At 42.7% G+C, this 15493-nt stretch carries 18 protein-coding genes; all 18 read left to right on the forward strand.

What is annotated here, in order from left to right:
• Positions 1–35 precede the first annotated feature (35 nt).
• A complete protein-coding gene (locus HV314_RS26640; RefSeq protein ID WP_016241582.1) occupies positions 36–536 on the forward strand; it encodes a hypothetical protein in 501 nt (166 codons plus the stop codon).
• Between the two features lie 366 nt (positions 537–902).
• Entirely contained in the window at positions 903–1667 is a 765-nt protein-coding gene (locus HV314_RS26645) for a single-stranded DNA-binding protein (protein WP_016241581.1), read from the forward strand.
• 75 nt (positions 1668–1742) lie between these two features.
• A complete protein-coding gene (locus tag HV314_RS26650; RefSeq protein ID WP_007372238.1) occupies positions 1743–3299 on the forward strand; it encodes a recombinase RecT in 1557 nt (518 codons plus the stop codon).
• A gap of 57 nt (positions 3300–3356) precedes the next feature.
• Positions 3357–4466: a lambda-exonuclease family protein gene (locus HV314_RS26655; RefSeq protein ID WP_007372239.1), complete on the forward strand. Its 1110-nt coding sequence runs from the start codon at positions 3357–3359 to the stop codon at positions 4464–4466.
• A gap of 371 nt (positions 4467–4837) precedes the next feature.
• Positions 4838–5215 carry a hypothetical protein gene (locus HV314_RS26660; protein ID WP_007372240.1) on the forward strand — a complete coding sequence of 126 codons (378 nt, stop codon included), beginning with the start codon at positions 4838–4840 and terminating at the stop codon, positions 5213–5215.
• A 59-nt stretch (positions 5216–5274) separates the two neighbouring features.
• Positions 5275–6354 (forward strand): AAA family ATPase, encoded by a 1080-nt coding sequence (locus tag HV314_RS26665; RefSeq protein ID WP_007372241.1) that lies wholly within the window; start codon positions 5275–5277, stop codon positions 6352–6354.
• Between the two features lie 59 nt (positions 6355–6413).
• Positions 6414–7769 carry a DUF3150 domain-containing protein gene (locus HV314_RS26670; RefSeq protein WP_016241580.1) on the forward strand — a complete coding sequence of 452 codons (1356 nt, stop codon included), beginning with the start codon at positions 6414–6416 and terminating at the stop codon, positions 7767–7769.
• 64 nt (positions 7770–7833) lie between these two features.
• Entirely contained in the window at positions 7834–9747 is a 1914-nt protein-coding gene (locus HV314_RS26675; protein WP_048242086.1) for a VWA domain-containing protein, read from the forward strand.
• A 63-nt stretch (positions 9748–9810) separates the two neighbouring features.
• Entirely contained in the window at positions 9811–10311 is a 501-nt protein-coding gene (locus HV314_RS26680) for a hypothetical protein (protein WP_016241579.1), read from the forward strand.
• Positions 10312–10366: 55 nt separating this feature from the next.
• Positions 10367–10675: a hypothetical protein gene (locus HV314_RS26685; protein ID WP_016241578.1), complete on the forward strand. Its 309-nt coding sequence runs from the start codon at positions 10367–10369 to the stop codon at positions 10673–10675.
• A gap of 10 nt (positions 10676–10685) precedes the next feature.
• A complete protein-coding gene (locus HV314_RS26690) occupies positions 10686–10913 on the forward strand; it encodes a hypothetical protein (protein WP_016241577.1) in 228 nt (75 codons plus the stop codon).
• 33 nt (positions 10914–10946) lie between these two features.
• The gene (locus HV314_RS26695; protein ID WP_007372244.1) at positions 10947–11168 is read left to right on the forward strand and encodes a hypothetical protein; all 222 of its coding nucleotides are present in this window, start codon (positions 10947–10949) and stop codon (positions 11166–11168) included.
• Between the two features lie 27 nt (positions 11169–11195).
• Positions 11196–11456, forward strand: coding sequence for a hypothetical protein (locus HV314_RS26700; protein ID WP_016241576.1), 261 nt, complete (start codon positions 11196–11198; stop codon positions 11454–11456).
• A 24-nt stretch (positions 11457–11480) separates the two neighbouring features.
• Positions 11481–11870 carry a hypothetical protein gene (locus HV314_RS26705; RefSeq protein WP_016241575.1) on the forward strand — a complete coding sequence of 130 codons (390 nt, stop codon included), beginning with the start codon at positions 11481–11483 and terminating at the stop codon, positions 11868–11870.
• 21 nt (positions 11871–11891) lie between these two features.
• Complete coding sequence (locus tag HV314_RS26710) at positions 11892–12413, forward strand: hypothetical protein (protein WP_007372245.1); 522 nt, start codon at positions 11892–11894, stop codon at positions 12411–12413.
• A 216-nt stretch (positions 12414–12629) separates the two neighbouring features.
• Positions 12630–12968 carry a hypothetical protein gene (locus HV314_RS26715; protein ID WP_024196083.1) on the forward strand — a complete coding sequence of 113 codons (339 nt, stop codon included), beginning with the start codon at positions 12630–12632 and terminating at the stop codon, positions 12966–12968.
• Positions 12946–14046 (forward strand): conjugal transfer protein TraF, encoded by a 1101-nt coding sequence (gene traF, locus HV314_RS26720; RefSeq protein ID WP_007372246.1) that lies wholly within the window; start codon positions 12946–12948, stop codon positions 14044–14046. Before HV314_RS26715 ends, traF begins: the two co-directional genes overlap by 23 nt.
• A complete protein-coding gene (locus HV314_RS26725) occupies positions 14043–15485 on the forward strand; it encodes a conjugal transfer protein TraH (RefSeq protein ID WP_009653894.1) in 1443 nt (480 codons plus the stop codon). The genes traF and HV314_RS26725 overlap by 4 nt, the downstream gene beginning before the upstream one ends.
• The last annotated feature ends 8 nt before the right edge of the window (positions 15486–15493 follow it).

A 15493-nucleotide genomic window follows, 5' to 3' on the forward strand; every position in this document is an offset into this window, starting at 1 on the left:
TAACTTTTTAATCTTTTAAATATATGAGGTATATTATGACAATTGTCTATGGTAGTAGCATTGAGCCGGGTGGTATGGAACTGGATGATTACACAATGATTGCAGAGTGTGAAAATTGTGGGAAAGACTGCCGACATCGGATTTATGAAGACTGTGTTGCAGGGGCAATAAACCAGAGATTCTCTTATACGTGTAATCACTGCGGTTATCATTCCTGTAACGCTGAAGTATGTGACGTATGCGATAGCATCGAATGCGAAGAACATGCTGGTCGTTATCAGTCTAATATTTTCTTCGAAATGCATGAGCTCATTGAGCTCATGAAAATAGAGGGAGATATACTGGCAATCAGAGCAAAAATCAATGTAGGCGCTCACGACTTTGGAGATCTTTCAAAGTTAGATGATTGCCTGCATAGGCTCACCTTTCCAGGTTACTATGAACGGCGAAATACTGATCTCTATAAAGAGATATCAGATGCTTCAACCGACATGGCAATCCAAACATGGAAGCGTCTGGAACGCTTGTTATGCTAAACCTCCCTATAAAAACCCAGCGAAAGCTGGGTTTTTTTCTTTTCTGGATTGACCAACCAAACGTCGTATCATAATCTTATATCGCGGGCATCCCGCTTAACTTCTTTTAACACTCTTTATTTCGGCAACGCGCCATCCCTGAATGAATAAGTTCATTCGCACGGCTTCCCTACGCCCATAGAATTCGACACACGGTGCATCATGCATCGTGTTTTCTGCGCCGTCGAAAAAGGTGTTTTTCCTCTTGTTGAGGATACAGTGAGTCCAGCACTCTAACTGGATGCTTCACAAATCTTTCTAATTTTTGTGCCTATAGCACTAAATCATTTTAACTTTTTTAATTTAAAAATTTATGAGGTATAAACTATGCAATCCAGAGCAAAGGGTATTGTTGCGATAGAACCTAAATATGTGCCTGCATCTAACAATGCAGATTCATATATTTATTTCCGTTTGCGCTGTGACATGTCCATTAGCGGCAAGTCTCAGACCGAGTTCTATTCGATAAAAGCATTTGGTAAAGTCGCGGATTTTCTACGCGATAATATTCAAATGAATACCGAACTGTATATCGAAGCATTAGCTCGATCATTCCGTTATACAAAACATGGTATTGACCAAATGAGGACTGAGTTTCATGTTTTCATGGCTCGAATCATTCAGACTGGTCAATCAATAGATACCCGTGCAAATGAAACTGTAAAGCCACCATCTACATCAACCGTCACTTCGCTATCCCCTCAAGTAGCGCAAAAACTTAAGGACGATATGAAGTGGCAGAAAATGTCTGATGAAGAGGTAAGAACTGCTTCTGAAAAATGGAGAACAGTATATGCCGAGCAAAAGCAGCTGCACCCTGGAAAAGAGTCTGTATCACCAGACAACAATAAAAATTCAGTAGAGAAGATACCAGAAGCTTCGCCGAAGCTGGATGCTAAGAATAGAGCCGTGCAGACATCACGTCCGCAAGCCGCAACCTCTAAGCACCCTGTCAACATGCAAGCCTGGACAAATCTGCCAGCCGATAATTCGACAGCAGCCGTTATTGTAGCTCGTATGAAACTTAATGAAAAATTAAGCTCCTCCGGGCAAGTAACTTTAACTAACGCATATTCATCAGTTCGCGGTTGATATGACTGGTTGCTGATTCCTCAGCAACCTTCTTCTTTTTTAATCTTATAATTCATTTAATTTAATGAGGTATATATGTACTCAAATAAATCACGTAGTTCTGGTTCATTCTCAAACAACAATAAAGGGAACACCGATATTGTCGTTAAGATAGACAGCATTGCTCGACATATGTTGTCGCTCGAAAAGATGTTTGCATCCGCAGGTTCCAGTTCACCTCACATCTCATTCGAACGTGAATGCGTTTTTGCAAAACATATTGTCAACAATAATAACTACTTGGCTGACATAGCAGTTAATAATCCAAAGTCCTTCGAAACAGCATTCCTTCAGCTTGCAAGTAGCGGCCTTACTCTTGACCCGGCGCAGAAGCAGGCTTACCTGGTTCCACGCGATGGTCGTGTCATTCTTGACGTGTCCTATATTGGGCTCAGCAGGATGGCCACCGATGAAGGTTTATGCGAAGACATTGTGGCTGAATTAGTTTTTGAAAAGGACTCATTTAAAACCAATGGTCGTCGTTCCAGCCCAGACCACGAATTTGACCCCTTTGCTTATAAAGGGGGACTCGTTCTCACAAACACCGATCAGGGTGCTTTAGGAGATCGAGGCATGTTCAGGGGGGCTTATGTCGACTATTTAATGAAGGATGGACGTCATCTGGTATTTTTCATTGACCTTCAGGATTTAGCTCAATCTCGGGCGAAATCCGAATCTTGGGCAAAAGTGGAGAAACGGCAGTATTCACCGTGGACTCAGTTCCCTTGGAAGATGGTGCTCAAGTCAGCTATTAAGCAGACCATACACTTAATTCCTGGTAACCGTACTCGCCTGAGTTCAATGATTGAATATCTGAACACTGCTGGTGGTGAAGGTTTCCGTACAGCAACAATACCCGTCGCAGCTGCTGAAGCTGAAATGGAGGTTAGACAAGAAGCCAGGACGGCTGGTAATACGGATACTACAATCCGAACTGCAAAGTCTGATGATAAAGTTATTGAAGGTGAGTTTAATAAGCTCCCTGAAGAACCTGATTCAACCGAGCAGCAGGACATCAAGAGCAATACACCAACCGATGTTTACGATACGGCTGAGGGAAATACACCTCCAGCTGACGTAAATGGTTCGGCTGATGATATTCTCCCTCCACCCGGAGAAACCAATGGGCAGTCCAATGAAGAAATGTCTGAGCATCCCGGGGTCAGAAAATGGGCTGAACGCAGAATTAAAAAGTTAGTAAGCCGGGCAGAAAAGACGCTTGGATACGAAACTATTTTAAACGATGCAAAAAGCAGTTTCGATCTGAATGAAAGTGAGCTGGCATTCGCTCGCTTATCTTTAGAAAAATCCCGTCGGTCACTTCTCAAAAATCATTTAACTAACGCAGTAGGTAGCTTCGATTTTACTCAAGTACTTAACTTCATCGAAAAAATGGGTAAGGGTGAGTTTAAAACCGACGCGGCCAAATGGGTCGGTGAAGTCCAAGCCGAATCAATGGAAATACACAAGTTATATCTTGAGGCTGTTAATACATCTGATTTTGTGAGGCTCAATGCCGCTCTCAACAATGTGACATTTCCCCCTCTAAAAGAAATGGTAGAAGGTCTTATTGAAGATCTTCTGGCCGCTTAACTTATCCGGCAGGAAACTGCCGGTTTAACTTTCTAAATTTATCTTAAGGTGATCATTATGTCTGACATTTATGAAGTCGTTGATGTTGTGCAGGGCTCAAAGGAATGGCTCGAATGGCGTAAAACTGGTGTGACAGCAACATGCTCCCCTATTCTGTTAGAGGAGGCTGGTGCAACTAAAACGCCCTACGAACTCTATTTGCAATACGCTGGCCTGATTAAGGCAGAAGACCTTTCTGTCATTAAACAGGTTGATGCTGGTAAAAAGCTTGAAGCACTTGCCAGAAGTTACTGCGAAAAAGAGATTGGACAAATCGCCCTGCCTTTCTGTGTAAGGAACAAAAAGTATCCTTACATGATTGCTTCGCTGGATGGGCAGTTCGACGATGGTTCAATCCTTGAGATAAAGAATCTTTGCGAGAGCAAACATCTTTCTATTCTTCAGCTTGAAACCAAATCGCCAGAATTCCGTTATTACTACTGGCAAGTTCAGCACCAGCTGCTGACAACAGGCGCACCCCAGGCGTATCTTGTGTTTTGGTCGGCCACTGACCAGACCAAGGTCTTTAAAATTATGCCTTCGAAGAAAGCGTTTTATCGAGTCCAGGTTGCCTGCGAATACTTCTGGAATAAGGTTCAGACAAAAACAGCTCTACCGTTTGATAAGGAAAAAGATATTTTGCTTATCTCTGACCCTGAAATCATGTCTCAGACACAAGGCTTTAAGCTTCCAGACGACCTCGAAGCTCGTGTGGTAGACATAGCCAGACAAGTTGGAACATTGCAGCAGATGGAGAAAGAGTTGGCTTTAAAGAAAAAGCAGTTCGAAGAATACCAGAACGCGGTCAATTTATTGATCCAGGGTCTAGGTGCTTCTATTGGCTTTTCCTATAACGAGCTGGTTAGAATCGATGGCTTTGGCTTTCGTTTTCTTCAGTCTCGCGTACCGGAAAAACCGAGCTACAAACGAATCTGCGATAAATTATCTATTGACCCCAAACATCATCCAGAATGTTACGGTCAGTCATCGGTACGAAATTCGTTAAGTACCTATGAATATAAATCAACTCTGACTGATACTGTCTACATTCCTTTGGATGACACTTCCGTACTGGTATCTCCTGGTGCAGAAGAGACAGACTCAGCCCAACAATACGTTGTTTTTTAATTATTGAGCCCAGTTTAAAACTGGGCTTTTTTTTTGCTTGACCAATTACACATCCTTTATTATCTTTAAATAGCGGCTTAGTCCGCTTAACTTCAGGCAACTGCCTTTAAACACCTTCTAAATTCGGCGCTCAAGCCACTCCTGAATACCTCCTGGTATTCACAAGGATTTCTTTCGCCTAAACAAATTCGATAGCCTGCGGCTCTCATAAGCGGCAGGCTTTTTTGTCCGTCGAAAAAGGTGTTTTGTTGTCACGTAGACAACAACAAGTGCCTCAGTCACTCCCAAACTGAAACTAGTACCTAACTTCAGCCTTCATGCAAGGCCTAATTCATCTAATTCACTAATCTTTTTAAATGAGGAGTCTGATCATGTTTCTTGTAAATATGACTGCATATCTTGCATCCCCAGAACAACGGGAAATGGGCGTTATTGATGTCGATCAGCAAGTATCACACGCATTACGTGAACTGTTGACCTTTAATACCTGTCCTTCAGAAGATGTTATGACCGATAAAGCTAAAGAATTTGCTGAAATCGCTACATCACTCTGTAATAAATATAAGGCTGATGGTGTACTTGTTTATGCCAAAACCTATTTTATGCCTGTTCTGGTCTCTGCATTGAGAGCCAGAGGCATCGTTTCTTATGTAACGTATGCACCAAAGGTTACCAGTGTTGATAACAGTGGCAGTGTTAGCCGCAATTATAAGCATGTCGATTTAGTACGTGCTGATATTGCTGCATAACATCATTCTTCTTAATTAATTTTTAATTTTTAAATCTATCTAATTTAATGAGGTATATCATGACTACTAATTTCGCAAACCTGTCTGTTGAAATCATGGCGCGCTCTACACCTGTCCACCCTTCTGTATTTGGTATTGTTGTTCCAGATCATCAGATGGATAAAGTTAAACCGTTCCAGGGATTTGACTCAGCCAATCCATTTAGTGCATTCGTGCCTAAACAGAATGACGACTATGTTTTTGAAGCGTATTTGCGTTCATCTGTACTGATGTGGATTAACTATCCACAAAATCAGTCTCTGTGGATCTCTGGCCCAACAGGTTGTGGCAAAACCAGTGTTGTCGAACAAGTAGCAGCAAGACTTAACTGGCCTGTCATGAAAACTACAGCTTCACAAGACCTGGATATTAACAATCTCATTGGCGGTCTCCGGCTTCAGTGTAATGAACTGACCGGTGATACCAAGACTGTTTTTGTTCATGGCCCACTGACGCTGGCGTACAAGTATGGACTGATTTTCCTACTCGATGAGTACGATCAATTAGACCCATCCTGTGCCAATGCCTTTAACGCCATCCTCGAAGGAGGGAATTTAGTTATTCCTGAAACCAACGAGGTAATTAAACAGCACCCGAACTTCAGATTTGTTGCAACGGCTAACTCAATTGGTCAGGGCGATTTTACTGGCGTTTATGGCGGTGTGAAAACATTAAATGTGGCCAACCTTGACCGCTATATGTTTATCACTGCTGACTATATGCCAAAAGAAACCGAGACTAAATTGATTACCAAATATATCCCCGACACCAAAGTCGCGGAGAAATTTGTTGACGTTGCGAATATGATTCGCGGTCTTTTTGTAGGCAAGAATATCACCGGTGAAATTGACACTAGTGTCAATACTAACAGTGCAAAACTCCCGGACGGTGTTCTTCCCGACACTCGTTTATCAGTAACGTGTTCAACTCGTTCGCTGGTGGCCTGGCTTGACCGCTACTCAATGATGAAAGCTGCAAAGATGCCACGTGCATTATTAACAGCTTTCGATTATCAGATTGGTAATCGTGCATCAGCAGATGATAAAAAATCTTTGCATCTCATCGTTGAAGCTGTATTCGGTTCTGAAGCACTTAAATAAAACCCCGCTTGGGGTTTTTTAATTCTTTTTAAATCAATTTTAAATTAATGAGGTATGTCATGACTATCAAATCCAATGCCACTCAGGTTCTGGAACAACTTATTCTCGTTTCTCTTTCTGATATCACCAGTATTAGTGGTCGTCGTAAGCTGAAAAGAGAAGATCTTGGTAACAGTGCTGATTTGCCACCTGATGTACTTGTTTCATTAGGTAGCAAGAAAATCATTGACCCACAACTCATCAATCCATTTACCCGCAAGAAGAATTCAGCTCACGCTTTATGTCTTGAAGCGGGTATTAAATTTATGGGAGGCTATGCAATTCCAGCCGACAAGGTTAATGATTTAATTGGTAAACTGAATGTACTTAAGGGCGAGTTTTACGATTACAAAAAGGAATTTATGAAAGCTGATTTTAATAGCTGGATTAATTCTTTTGAAGAAAAGTATCGCTCTATACTTTTGCGTGATGCTGCGATCGATTTGTCTTATATGGATAGCCAGATACAATTTGGCTTTACTGCGATTCATATCACACCTTATGGTAACAGTGTCATTCAGGATGGTTTAACTGGGCAAGTTAAAAGTTTAGCGGATGAAGTTTATGAGGATGTGGCTGATGTTGTTGAAGGTTTCCTTAAAAACAGGAACCCCGATGCGTTTTCTCAGCACACACTAAATCCTTTACGCCGCTGCGGCGATAAACTCGCTTCCCTAGCTTTCATCGCACCAAGCGTCCAGTCTCTTAGCGACTATGTTAATCAGGTAATGAAAGACATTCCGCTAACCGGCAAAGTGACGGGCAAACCTTATAACGACATTCTCTCTCTCCTCAATAACCTACGCGACCCAATTCATGCAAAACAGTTTGTAGAACTGCTGTCATCAGCCAGTACTACAGATGGTAACGATGCGATTGACCCATCACTTTCAATGAACCTTATTGGAGATGATGATGCCATGACTTTAGCGGCCATTTCGGCAACTCAGGTTCAGGTAGAAACGCTTCCTCCTCCGCATACAGATGCGTTTGCATCTGCTGTGGTAGTAGAAGATCCGATCGGATTGCAAAGCGTTGATTCACTCGCTGAAGCCCCATCTGTTCTGGTAGAAATCAATGGTTCAGCTGATACGTCTTTGGCAATCGAACCGGTTAATACGTCGGCTGATACTGACGTTAACGACTTGTCCGATACCCAGGAGCATGGAATTGTTAATGACGCTGTAATACCGGCGTTTAGTGCGGTTATAGTCGATGATGATTCATTTTTGGGCGGTGATTCGATTGTACCCCGCTCTCTGCCAGACTCAGCTCTTATTTCGGGTTTGGATTCTGAAAAAGTCATTGATGGAAAAGAGCCTGAAATTGTAATTTCGTCTTCACTCGATGATGACGAAACAATAATGGTGTTTTAAAAATAAAAGGCCCACTCCGGGCCTTTTTTCTAATTAATCTATTTAAATTTATTGTGAGGTATATATGGGTATTTATAATTCCCTTCCTATTGTCGCACGTGCATTAAGCTCTCAGATTGGTCTTAATGTTTCTGTTGGCGGCAATGAAGCATATGCTACGGAGACTGGTGCTGGTTTTCTTATTAACCTTCCATTCTTCAAGGACGCTGAAATGTTGGCAAATCCGTTATTAGGGTATGCCGTACATGAAGCAGCACATATCCGTTTCACTGATTTTGGTGATCTTAAGATATTCATTCAAGAGCATATGGAGTCGGATAAATACAACGTTGAGGTACTTAGACACCTGGTCAATCTTTGCGAAGATTTGCGCATTGAACGTGCGATGAGTTGTCGCTATCCAGGTACATTGAAGTATCTCAATTCACTGAATCATTTTTTGTTCAGTGAAGAAGCGGAATCCTGTGATAAAGCTTCATCGGTATTTCTGGATACCCTGCTTACTTGTGGTTTGAACCGCTTCAACGGTTTAACTATCCCAACAAAGCAAGTGCGTGAAGACTTTGAACGCATCTTCGGGCTGGAGCTGTACGACAAAGCTATGACGGTTATGGCTGAAGCAGTACAAGCAACCTCGATTAAAAAGGTGTTTGAAGTTGCATGTCGGTTATATGACCTCGCAGTAGATGCATTTAACGAAACTAATGAGCAAGAAGAACCTCCGCAGGATGATAATCAGGGCGCTGATTATGGTGACAGCAAAGGCGATGACAGTTCGTCAGAGCCGGGCCAGTCATCCGACAGTTCTGACAAAAATGGGGATGTCCAGACTGTAAGTTCAGGCGGTAATGGCGGCTCGCCGTCATCGTCAGCCGGTCAGAATGGGCCTTCTTCAGATCCTGATGGTAATACCGGTGGCGCACCAGATAAAGAACATGGGCAAAACGATAGCGATGATGAAAACGATAACTCATCGTCAACGTCAGCTAATCGTAATACTCCTGCTTCCGACTCTGGTGACAACAAAGCCGGAGCTTCCCAACCGGGCTCAAATGCTTCGGGTGAAGCTTCTGTCGTTAACATGTCCCAGGGCGGTAAAGACCCTTTCGAAGGAACCACATCGAATGACCTTGGCCGTACTGGACAGAACACTTCAGATAAGCTCAATCAGTTAATCAAAGACAAAGTACCCCCGCATCAACGTATCGTTTCACCTACTCCATATTCAGTAGCACCTGCGAAGCGGCACGATACCGGTAATGCATCCGTAAGTTTAGGGGTGCAGATGGCTACCGGGTTACGCCAATCACTTCATGGGTTGTTACAGGGTGTAAGAGCGGTGAGAAGAACACATCGTGAAACTGGTCGTAAGCTTGATTCTCGACTGGTTACCAGTGCCATGCTGGGCAATACGCGTCTTTTTAAACATAAGTCCAAGGCAGTAGATGTCAGTTCTGCTTTTACTATCCTGCTGGACTCTAGCGGGTCAATGAGCCGGTCGGTTAAAGAGGCTGAAGCCGCTGTTGTATCAATGTTGTATGCGCTCGATGGTATTCAGGGGGTAACTACCTCGGCATACCATTTCCCACACGCCGCACATAATAGCGTAGGTCTGTTAAAAGGACGGGAGCAAACTTTACGGACAGCTATAGGAACTCATCAGTTTGGTATTGGTACGCAAGGCTGTACTCCTCTTTGCGAATCGTTATGGCCTGCACTTGCAGACCTGACGTCAGCTAAAGCGGATCGCCATGTATTGGTTATAGCAACTGATGGCCAGCCTGATGATATGGCTTCTGCGCGAGCGATGATACAAAGCGCTAAAGATGATGACATCATCGTTATTGGCATCGGTTTCGGTGATGCCAGTGACCGCATGATGAAAAGTCTTTTTGGTGATACCGGTGTTTCTGTCGGTTCTGTTTCTGCCTTACGTAGCAAACTCTTTGAAGTAACCCGTAAAGCTCTCATGTCTTAATCTGTATTTTAATTTCCGTTTTAGCTTTCTAAATTAATTTAATTTATTTTAAAGGTGATCATTATGTCTGCAACCGCAAAATCTAAAGTGGTTCACGAAAATCAACTCTCATTCATGAGTATTTTCGATGCCACTGAAAGTGAATATGATCTGATATCAGCCGATTCAGAACATAATTATGAACTTCGTTTTTCATCAAAGATGGCTTACGAAATAATTCGGGATAGTATATATATCATGACTGCATACCGTAGTACTGGTGAGCAGCGTGTGGATGAAATCCTCTGGATTTGTTCGGAAGAAAATCAGGAAGACTTATGTTCATTTACGAGTTGCTGCAAAATAGCGGGTCTTGATCCATTCGAAACCCGGATGGAAATCCTGCACGAGTGGTCAAGTGAATTGGCAAAACAAGCAAGACTGATTGCGTGTCATCACTTTACTGCTCCCACTAATATGGAACATGTTGCATCCCAACGTATTGGATACGAAAAATACAGAAAAGCGTTTTATCACACTTATCCTAAAGAGGCTGCGAAGCCGCTTAAGAATAAACCTCTGTAATAATACAAACGCTGACTTCGGTCAGCGTTTTTTTCGTGCCACGCTGGAGACTAACATGAATATTTTAAAACATGACTTCGATAGTTCCTCTGAACTGCTACAAGCGGGTTTATTGCTTAATCAATTGGAGGATCTAATAGGGTTTATTTCCACGAATGAGTTCAGGAAAACCTCAATCAATCAGTTCATTGAGGTTGAGGCATCTGAACTTATGGTTTTTAACCTATGGCATCCGATGTGTCCCGATATCACTGAGGTTCATTTCTTCCGTGATATGGATTCAAATTGGTGGCCATACAAGATTTATGAACTCATGTCTGATATAACCACCCAAACCCAATTCATTCCTCGGGTAAATCAATAAAGGTGACATCATGATTCATTATTGGGTTAAAGTGAGACCCGGTGAAACAGATATCCTCGCACCTCTTCGTCATGGGGTTCTCGCCATAAAATATTTGGATGGAGCGCCATTGCTTTTCCAATGGCCTCCTGAAGAAGGATGGACGTTCGAAACCCTGGATAAAGTACAGCCTTGTGGTGTTGAGTTTGGGGCCGATGCATATATTAATGATGTATGGATTGGTACTACAGAATTTTAATCTTTAAAGACTGAATGTCTGGAGTCTCATTTAATGGATATCCCATGCATTTTGTTTATATCAAATAGTCGGCATTATGTAATTACTGAAGACTCTGTTATCGCTTCATGGCCATCACGTTCTGATAAAGAAAGTGAGATCATTCAGCTTAATGACGGTCGGATTATTACTGCAAACAATGTACGACGATTTAACTTCATCGACATTTCAAAGATCGAAAGCCTGACGGCGATTGATGATGGAATTGTCTTTTAACTATATAGATTAATAACTGGAGTCTGTATGAGTGGCTGCGCGTTGATAGAGTATAACAACCGCACCGCCAGAATACGCGGTGAAGTTGCACAAGGCGATAAGCATTATATTCAGTATGCTCTCGCTCACTGGGCTGTCATTGCAATCAGGATTCGCAATACAGACCATCATTTTACCCGATTGCCGGTTGATGAGTGGATTGAAGGAATTGCAAAACAAGTAAATCCTTCTGAGGCTCGTGAGCAGATATTTAATGCTCTATTGCGGTGTAAGCCGGGTATCTTCTAATTCATTTAATTTATCGAGGTATATATGTTTCATTCTGAAACCGAGGATATCTATGGTTTTGTGTCTGGCGATATGTCATTGCGACCTCATTCAATCGATAGAGATTTGCAGGACTTAAGGTTACTACTCGCCGATATGGATACCATTAATATTCTGAACGAACGAGGGATAGGAACTCAGAAAACCATCTTTCATGTAACACAAAATGAGTCGAAGGCATTAATGCTGGTTACTCGTTTAACTTACTGCCAAGGTGGTGGACGATTTACTCACCCTGAATGTGCTCTTCTTGTTGAACAGATAACTGATCTAGGACGTAAGTTGGGTAATAAACATTTCGATGCGGCGATGAATGAAGCAAAACGCTTTATAGCGAATGAGGCTGACTTCATGAAAGAACAAACTGTCTGGTAGAAAATTTCTAAGGAGTCACTCATGTATACTTCAACTACTGCTAAATCAGATCATATTGATAGCTTTAATAACGCACAAAACCGTATGTTGATGAATTACGAACGTGATGAGTTTGAACAAGCTCCCGCTGCCGTACTTTATGATGCTGTCGGTGCTGTCGTAAACGATGAATCTGATATTGATATAATTTTTCGCCTTATGGATATGGAAGGAGAAATGTTGTTTCTCCGCGCAATGAAAAACCTCGGTTGCCAAGAGAATGTTTTTTATTACGCATCTGAATCTGGTGCGGTGCTGACTGCTAACGATGCAACGTTGCTTGAATTTGCTTATAACCTGGGCAAACATATCAGCAATGAGTTCTTTACGCGTTTCTTGCGTAATTCTCAGTTAGCCCGTGAACTCATCGGTAACATCATTCGTATAGGCAACGATGCCCTTAAATTTCCAGATGACGGCCTGAATACAGTATTTGAATGCTGTGTGATGGAGAATTCATCCTGGAAGAACCAAGGCCATTTTAAAGATAACTTTGGTCTTTAAAGCATCTAATTCTTTTAATTAGCTAACACAGAAAAACCCAGTCTTCGGACTGGGTTTTTTTGTATTTGCTGATTTCAAATCATGTAAACAAAACGGATGCACATGAAAATTACTTTTGATTTTTACAGTCAAAACGTTGCCATTTTTGAACTTGTTATTTTAACCCATATGGCAAACTAATCGTAATGCCGTCCGTATTTCTGATAAGGGAGTTTTATGAAGACACTTAAATGTTCTCATAACAGGGCAATGCTTATGCCAGCACACAAAATCCCTGCGGTATTAGTTAACGACGACCCTAAGAACATAGTTACTGATGAGCTGTTGCGTAAATATGGAACACGCATGACTCTCGATGAGGCTTGCTCCGAAATTGGTGTTAAGTCGGATAGTGTAGCCAAACGTATAGGACAGGTCAGATATAGGCATTATGCATTAACTCGCCAACTTGAAAGTGCAAGGGTCTTTAGTGGAAAAAATAGCTTTTTCTGGACGGAGTCTATCGCAAGAATAATTTCCGAGGGTAATTCCGATGAAATATCAATTTTTAACTAAAATCATTATTCCCCTGCTAGTGGGATTTGCTTTTTCTACCTCAGTTCTTGCGGATGAGGGTAACACCCCAACGTCTCAATCCCCTCAGACCACCAGTGACGACCTCGCTGGTGGTCAGGCATTTCTGAATGGAAAAGAGGAAGGTTGGTTCTGGCGTAAATCGCCACCTGAGCCAGTGAAGAAAAAGCCAGTGAAGTTACCTCCTCCGCCGACTTTACCGCCTCAAGAAACGCCTAAACAGGTTGCTCAAACACCTATGGAGTCGACTCCAGAACCTGCCGCAACTGAAAAGCCCGGCCCGGCTCCGTTCACCGTAGCCTGGTTTAATGAAAACATTCAGAAACTACGCAACCAGGCCATCGACAATCCTACCCAAGAAAACGTTAGGGCATATTTTCTGGCCCAACGCATTATGCTGGATAAAGCCAGCCGCTTTACTGATATGGCTAGGTTGGTTACTTCTACCGACCCCCTCATAGATGAGAATAGCCGCCGCTCAACCTCAACATTTGGGGCAATGGATCAATCGAATGAAGCTGAAAACAATTCGAGAACGGTCATAAAAGACGTAGCGACAAAAGCAGGATTGTTTTTCTTCTTCCGTGGGGAAAACTGCTCCATATGCGTAAAGCAAGCTTCTGTTATGAATACGTTTAGTTTCATGACAGACATGAAGGTCATCCCAATTTCACTTGATGGTAAACCTCTTCCAGGGAATATTTACCCGGACTGGAGGCCTGATTCTGGCCAGGCATCAAAGCTCCAAATATCAAACGCACCTGCGATAGCTCTGGCAATCCCGCCATCTACAACACGCATTGTCTCATTTGGGCCTATCAGTGCAGACCAGTTAATTTCAAGAACAGTCCTTATTGCCCACGATGCAGGGATCATTTCTGACCAGCAATATAAGAGCACCTTGCCATATAACGATACCGGCTATATCGACTCAAACATTCTGAATGACATGCCTAAAGACCTAACTCAACAACCTGATGAGTTTATCAAATATATACAAGCTAAAGCTGGCTACGGTTCGACACCTAACCCAAATGCTAATAACCCGGGGGAAAAATGAAGATTTCGCGCAACTATAATATAAAGAATGTATTCCGTAGAAACATTCTTGCAATTTCTATCTGCCTCTCCGGGTTGACAGCTTTTCAATGCGAGGCCACCAGCATTAGTACTCAGCTAGACAGTATGTTCGGCTCTATGTCGAATGTTACAGCTCCCGGTGATTATCAGAGCGTTACACGTGATGGATATACCGGTGGCGGATTTGTTCTACGTAATAAGCTCCGTACATTGACACCTATTAGTATTAGTCTCCCTTCTGCGTCGGGAGGATGTGGAGGGATAGACCTTTTCGGCGGGTCATTCTCGTTCATCAACGCTGATCAGTTCGTCCAGATGCTACGTAATATTGCTTCTAATGCTGCCGGTCTAGCTTTCCAGTTGGCCCTGAACGCTATGGATGCCGTTCTGGATAATGCTATTTCGAAAATGCAGGCAATCATCCAGCAGATGAACGATCTGACCGCAAATTCGTGTCAGTTAGCGAAGGGGTTGTTAGTCGACACTGCCTCTGCATTTGGTGACAGTGCAAAGGCTGCTGTATCTTCTCAGCTGTCCTCTGATGGCCTCTCAGACCAATTTAAAGCCATGTGGGGCAATATGGGTGGTGGTAAAGCACCCGACGTACAAAAACAAGAGGCAGGGAAAAGAAAGGCATGTGACGATTACGGTAACATTGTGTGGTGTTTGCTCCAGAATGGTAGCTTTAGTAATCAATTCATCGGCTCCGAAGATGAGCAAAAAGAACTTATTATGTCTATGACCGGCACCATCATCGTCGGTAGCCAGTTGGGTACAGATAAAGATGGGTCAGCTAAAAAGAGTGTGGTTAGGATTGCTCCACTCGCAACTTCAAATGTCCTGGATTCTTTTATAAATGGTGATGATAGTTTCGATTTCTGGTCTTGTTCAGGTCAGACTAGTACTTGTGAGAATCCCAAAAAACAGACCAAAATAATTAAAGGTCTCGCTGCCAATATCACACTCTTCTTTATCGATAACGGATATTTGAGCTCGGCCAGAACTGGTTCAAACCCTGGGGATGCTAAATTACGGCAAGCAAACTACTACAACGTAGCTGGTGCTACCAGTAAAGCGACTCAAATTGCACGTCATGATTTAGCCGCATCTTATTCCTATATACGTGAACTATCTCCTGTCATAGCCTATTCAGCTGCTTATAACTACCTCAGCGAAATGCTTACGGCTGCTGCGACCGGCGCACGGCTCCAGCAGGAAAATGATAAATCGGCGTCAGTTTATTATAAGGATGCTGGAGAGCTAATCGAAAAGGCAAGGCAAAATCTGTATGTCTCCTATAACGCCATGATATCCCGTTATGGTGGCGAGGCCCGTATACCTGAATCATTCAGCAACTATATGACAACGCTTCCGCAGGTTCATTATGAATCTGAAGGTTCTCTTGATGGCTCGCTCTAACAAGGTAA

It is taken from the genome of Citrobacter sp. RHBSTW-00887, from assembly GCF_013728095.1.
Taxonomy (GTDB): Bacteria; Pseudomonadota; Gammaproteobacteria; order Enterobacterales; family Enterobacteriaceae; genus Citrobacter; species Citrobacter braakii.

Bases quoted from the DNA above. Each gene is read 5' to 3' on its own strand.
- HV314_RS26640 (WP_016241582.1), top strand. From the start codon at position 36: ATGACAATTGTCTATGGTAGTAGCATTGAGCCGGGTGGTATGGAACTG.
- HV314_RS26645 (WP_016241581.1), top strand. From the start codon at position 903: ATGCAATCCAGAGCAAAGGGTATTGTTGCGATAGAACCTAAATATGTG.
- HV314_RS26650 (WP_007372238.1), top strand. From the start codon at position 1,743: ATGTACTCAAATAAATCACGTAGTTCTGGTTCATTCTCAAACAACAAT.
- HV314_RS26655 (WP_007372239.1), top strand. From the start codon at position 3,357: ATGTCTGACATTTATGAAGTCGTTGATGTTGTGCAGGGCTCAAAGGAA.
- HV314_RS26660 (WP_007372240.1), top strand. From the start codon at position 4,838: ATGTTTCTTGTAAATATGACTGCATATCTTGCATCCCCAGAACAACGG.
- HV314_RS26665 (WP_007372241.1), top strand. From the start codon at position 5,275: ATGACTACTAATTTCGCAAACCTGTCTGTTGAAATCATGGCGCGCTCT.
- HV314_RS26670 (WP_016241580.1), top strand. From the start codon at position 6,414: ATGACTATCAAATCCAATGCCACTCAGGTTCTGGAACAACTTATTCTC.
- HV314_RS26675 (WP_048242086.1), top strand. From the start codon at position 7,834: ATGGGTATTTATAATTCCCTTCCTATTGTCGCACGTGCATTAAGCTCT.
- HV314_RS26680 (WP_016241579.1), top strand. From the start codon at position 9,811: ATGTCTGCAACCGCAAAATCTAAAGTGGTTCACGAAAATCAACTCTCA.
- HV314_RS26685 (WP_016241578.1), top strand. From the start codon at position 10,367: ATGAATATTTTAAAACATGACTTCGATAGTTCCTCTGAACTGCTACAA.
- HV314_RS26690 (WP_016241577.1), top strand. From the start codon at position 10,686: ATGATTCATTATTGGGTTAAAGTGAGACCCGGTGAAACAGATATCCTC.
- HV314_RS26695 (WP_007372244.1), top strand. From the start codon at position 10,947: ATGGATATCCCATGCATTTTGTTTATATCAAATAGTCGGCATTATGTA.
- HV314_RS26700 (WP_016241576.1), top strand. From the start codon at position 11,196: ATGAGTGGCTGCGCGTTGATAGAGTATAACAACCGCACCGCCAGAATA.
- HV314_RS26705 (WP_016241575.1), top strand. From the start codon at position 11,481: ATGTTTCATTCTGAAACCGAGGATATCTATGGTTTTGTGTCTGGCGAT.
- HV314_RS26710 (WP_007372245.1), top strand. From the start codon at position 11,892: ATGTATACTTCAACTACTGCTAAATCAGATCATATTGATAGCTTTAAT.
- HV314_RS26715 (WP_024196083.1), top strand. From the start codon at position 12,630: ATGAAGACACTTAAATGTTCTCATAACAGGGCAATGCTTATGCCAGCA.
- traF (WP_007372246.1), top strand. From the start codon at position 12,946: ATGAAATATCAATTTTTAACTAAAATCATTATTCCCCTGCTAGTGGGA.
- HV314_RS26725 (WP_009653894.1), top strand. From the start codon at position 14,043: ATGAAGATTTCGCGCAACTATAATATAAAGAATGTATTCCGTAGAAAC.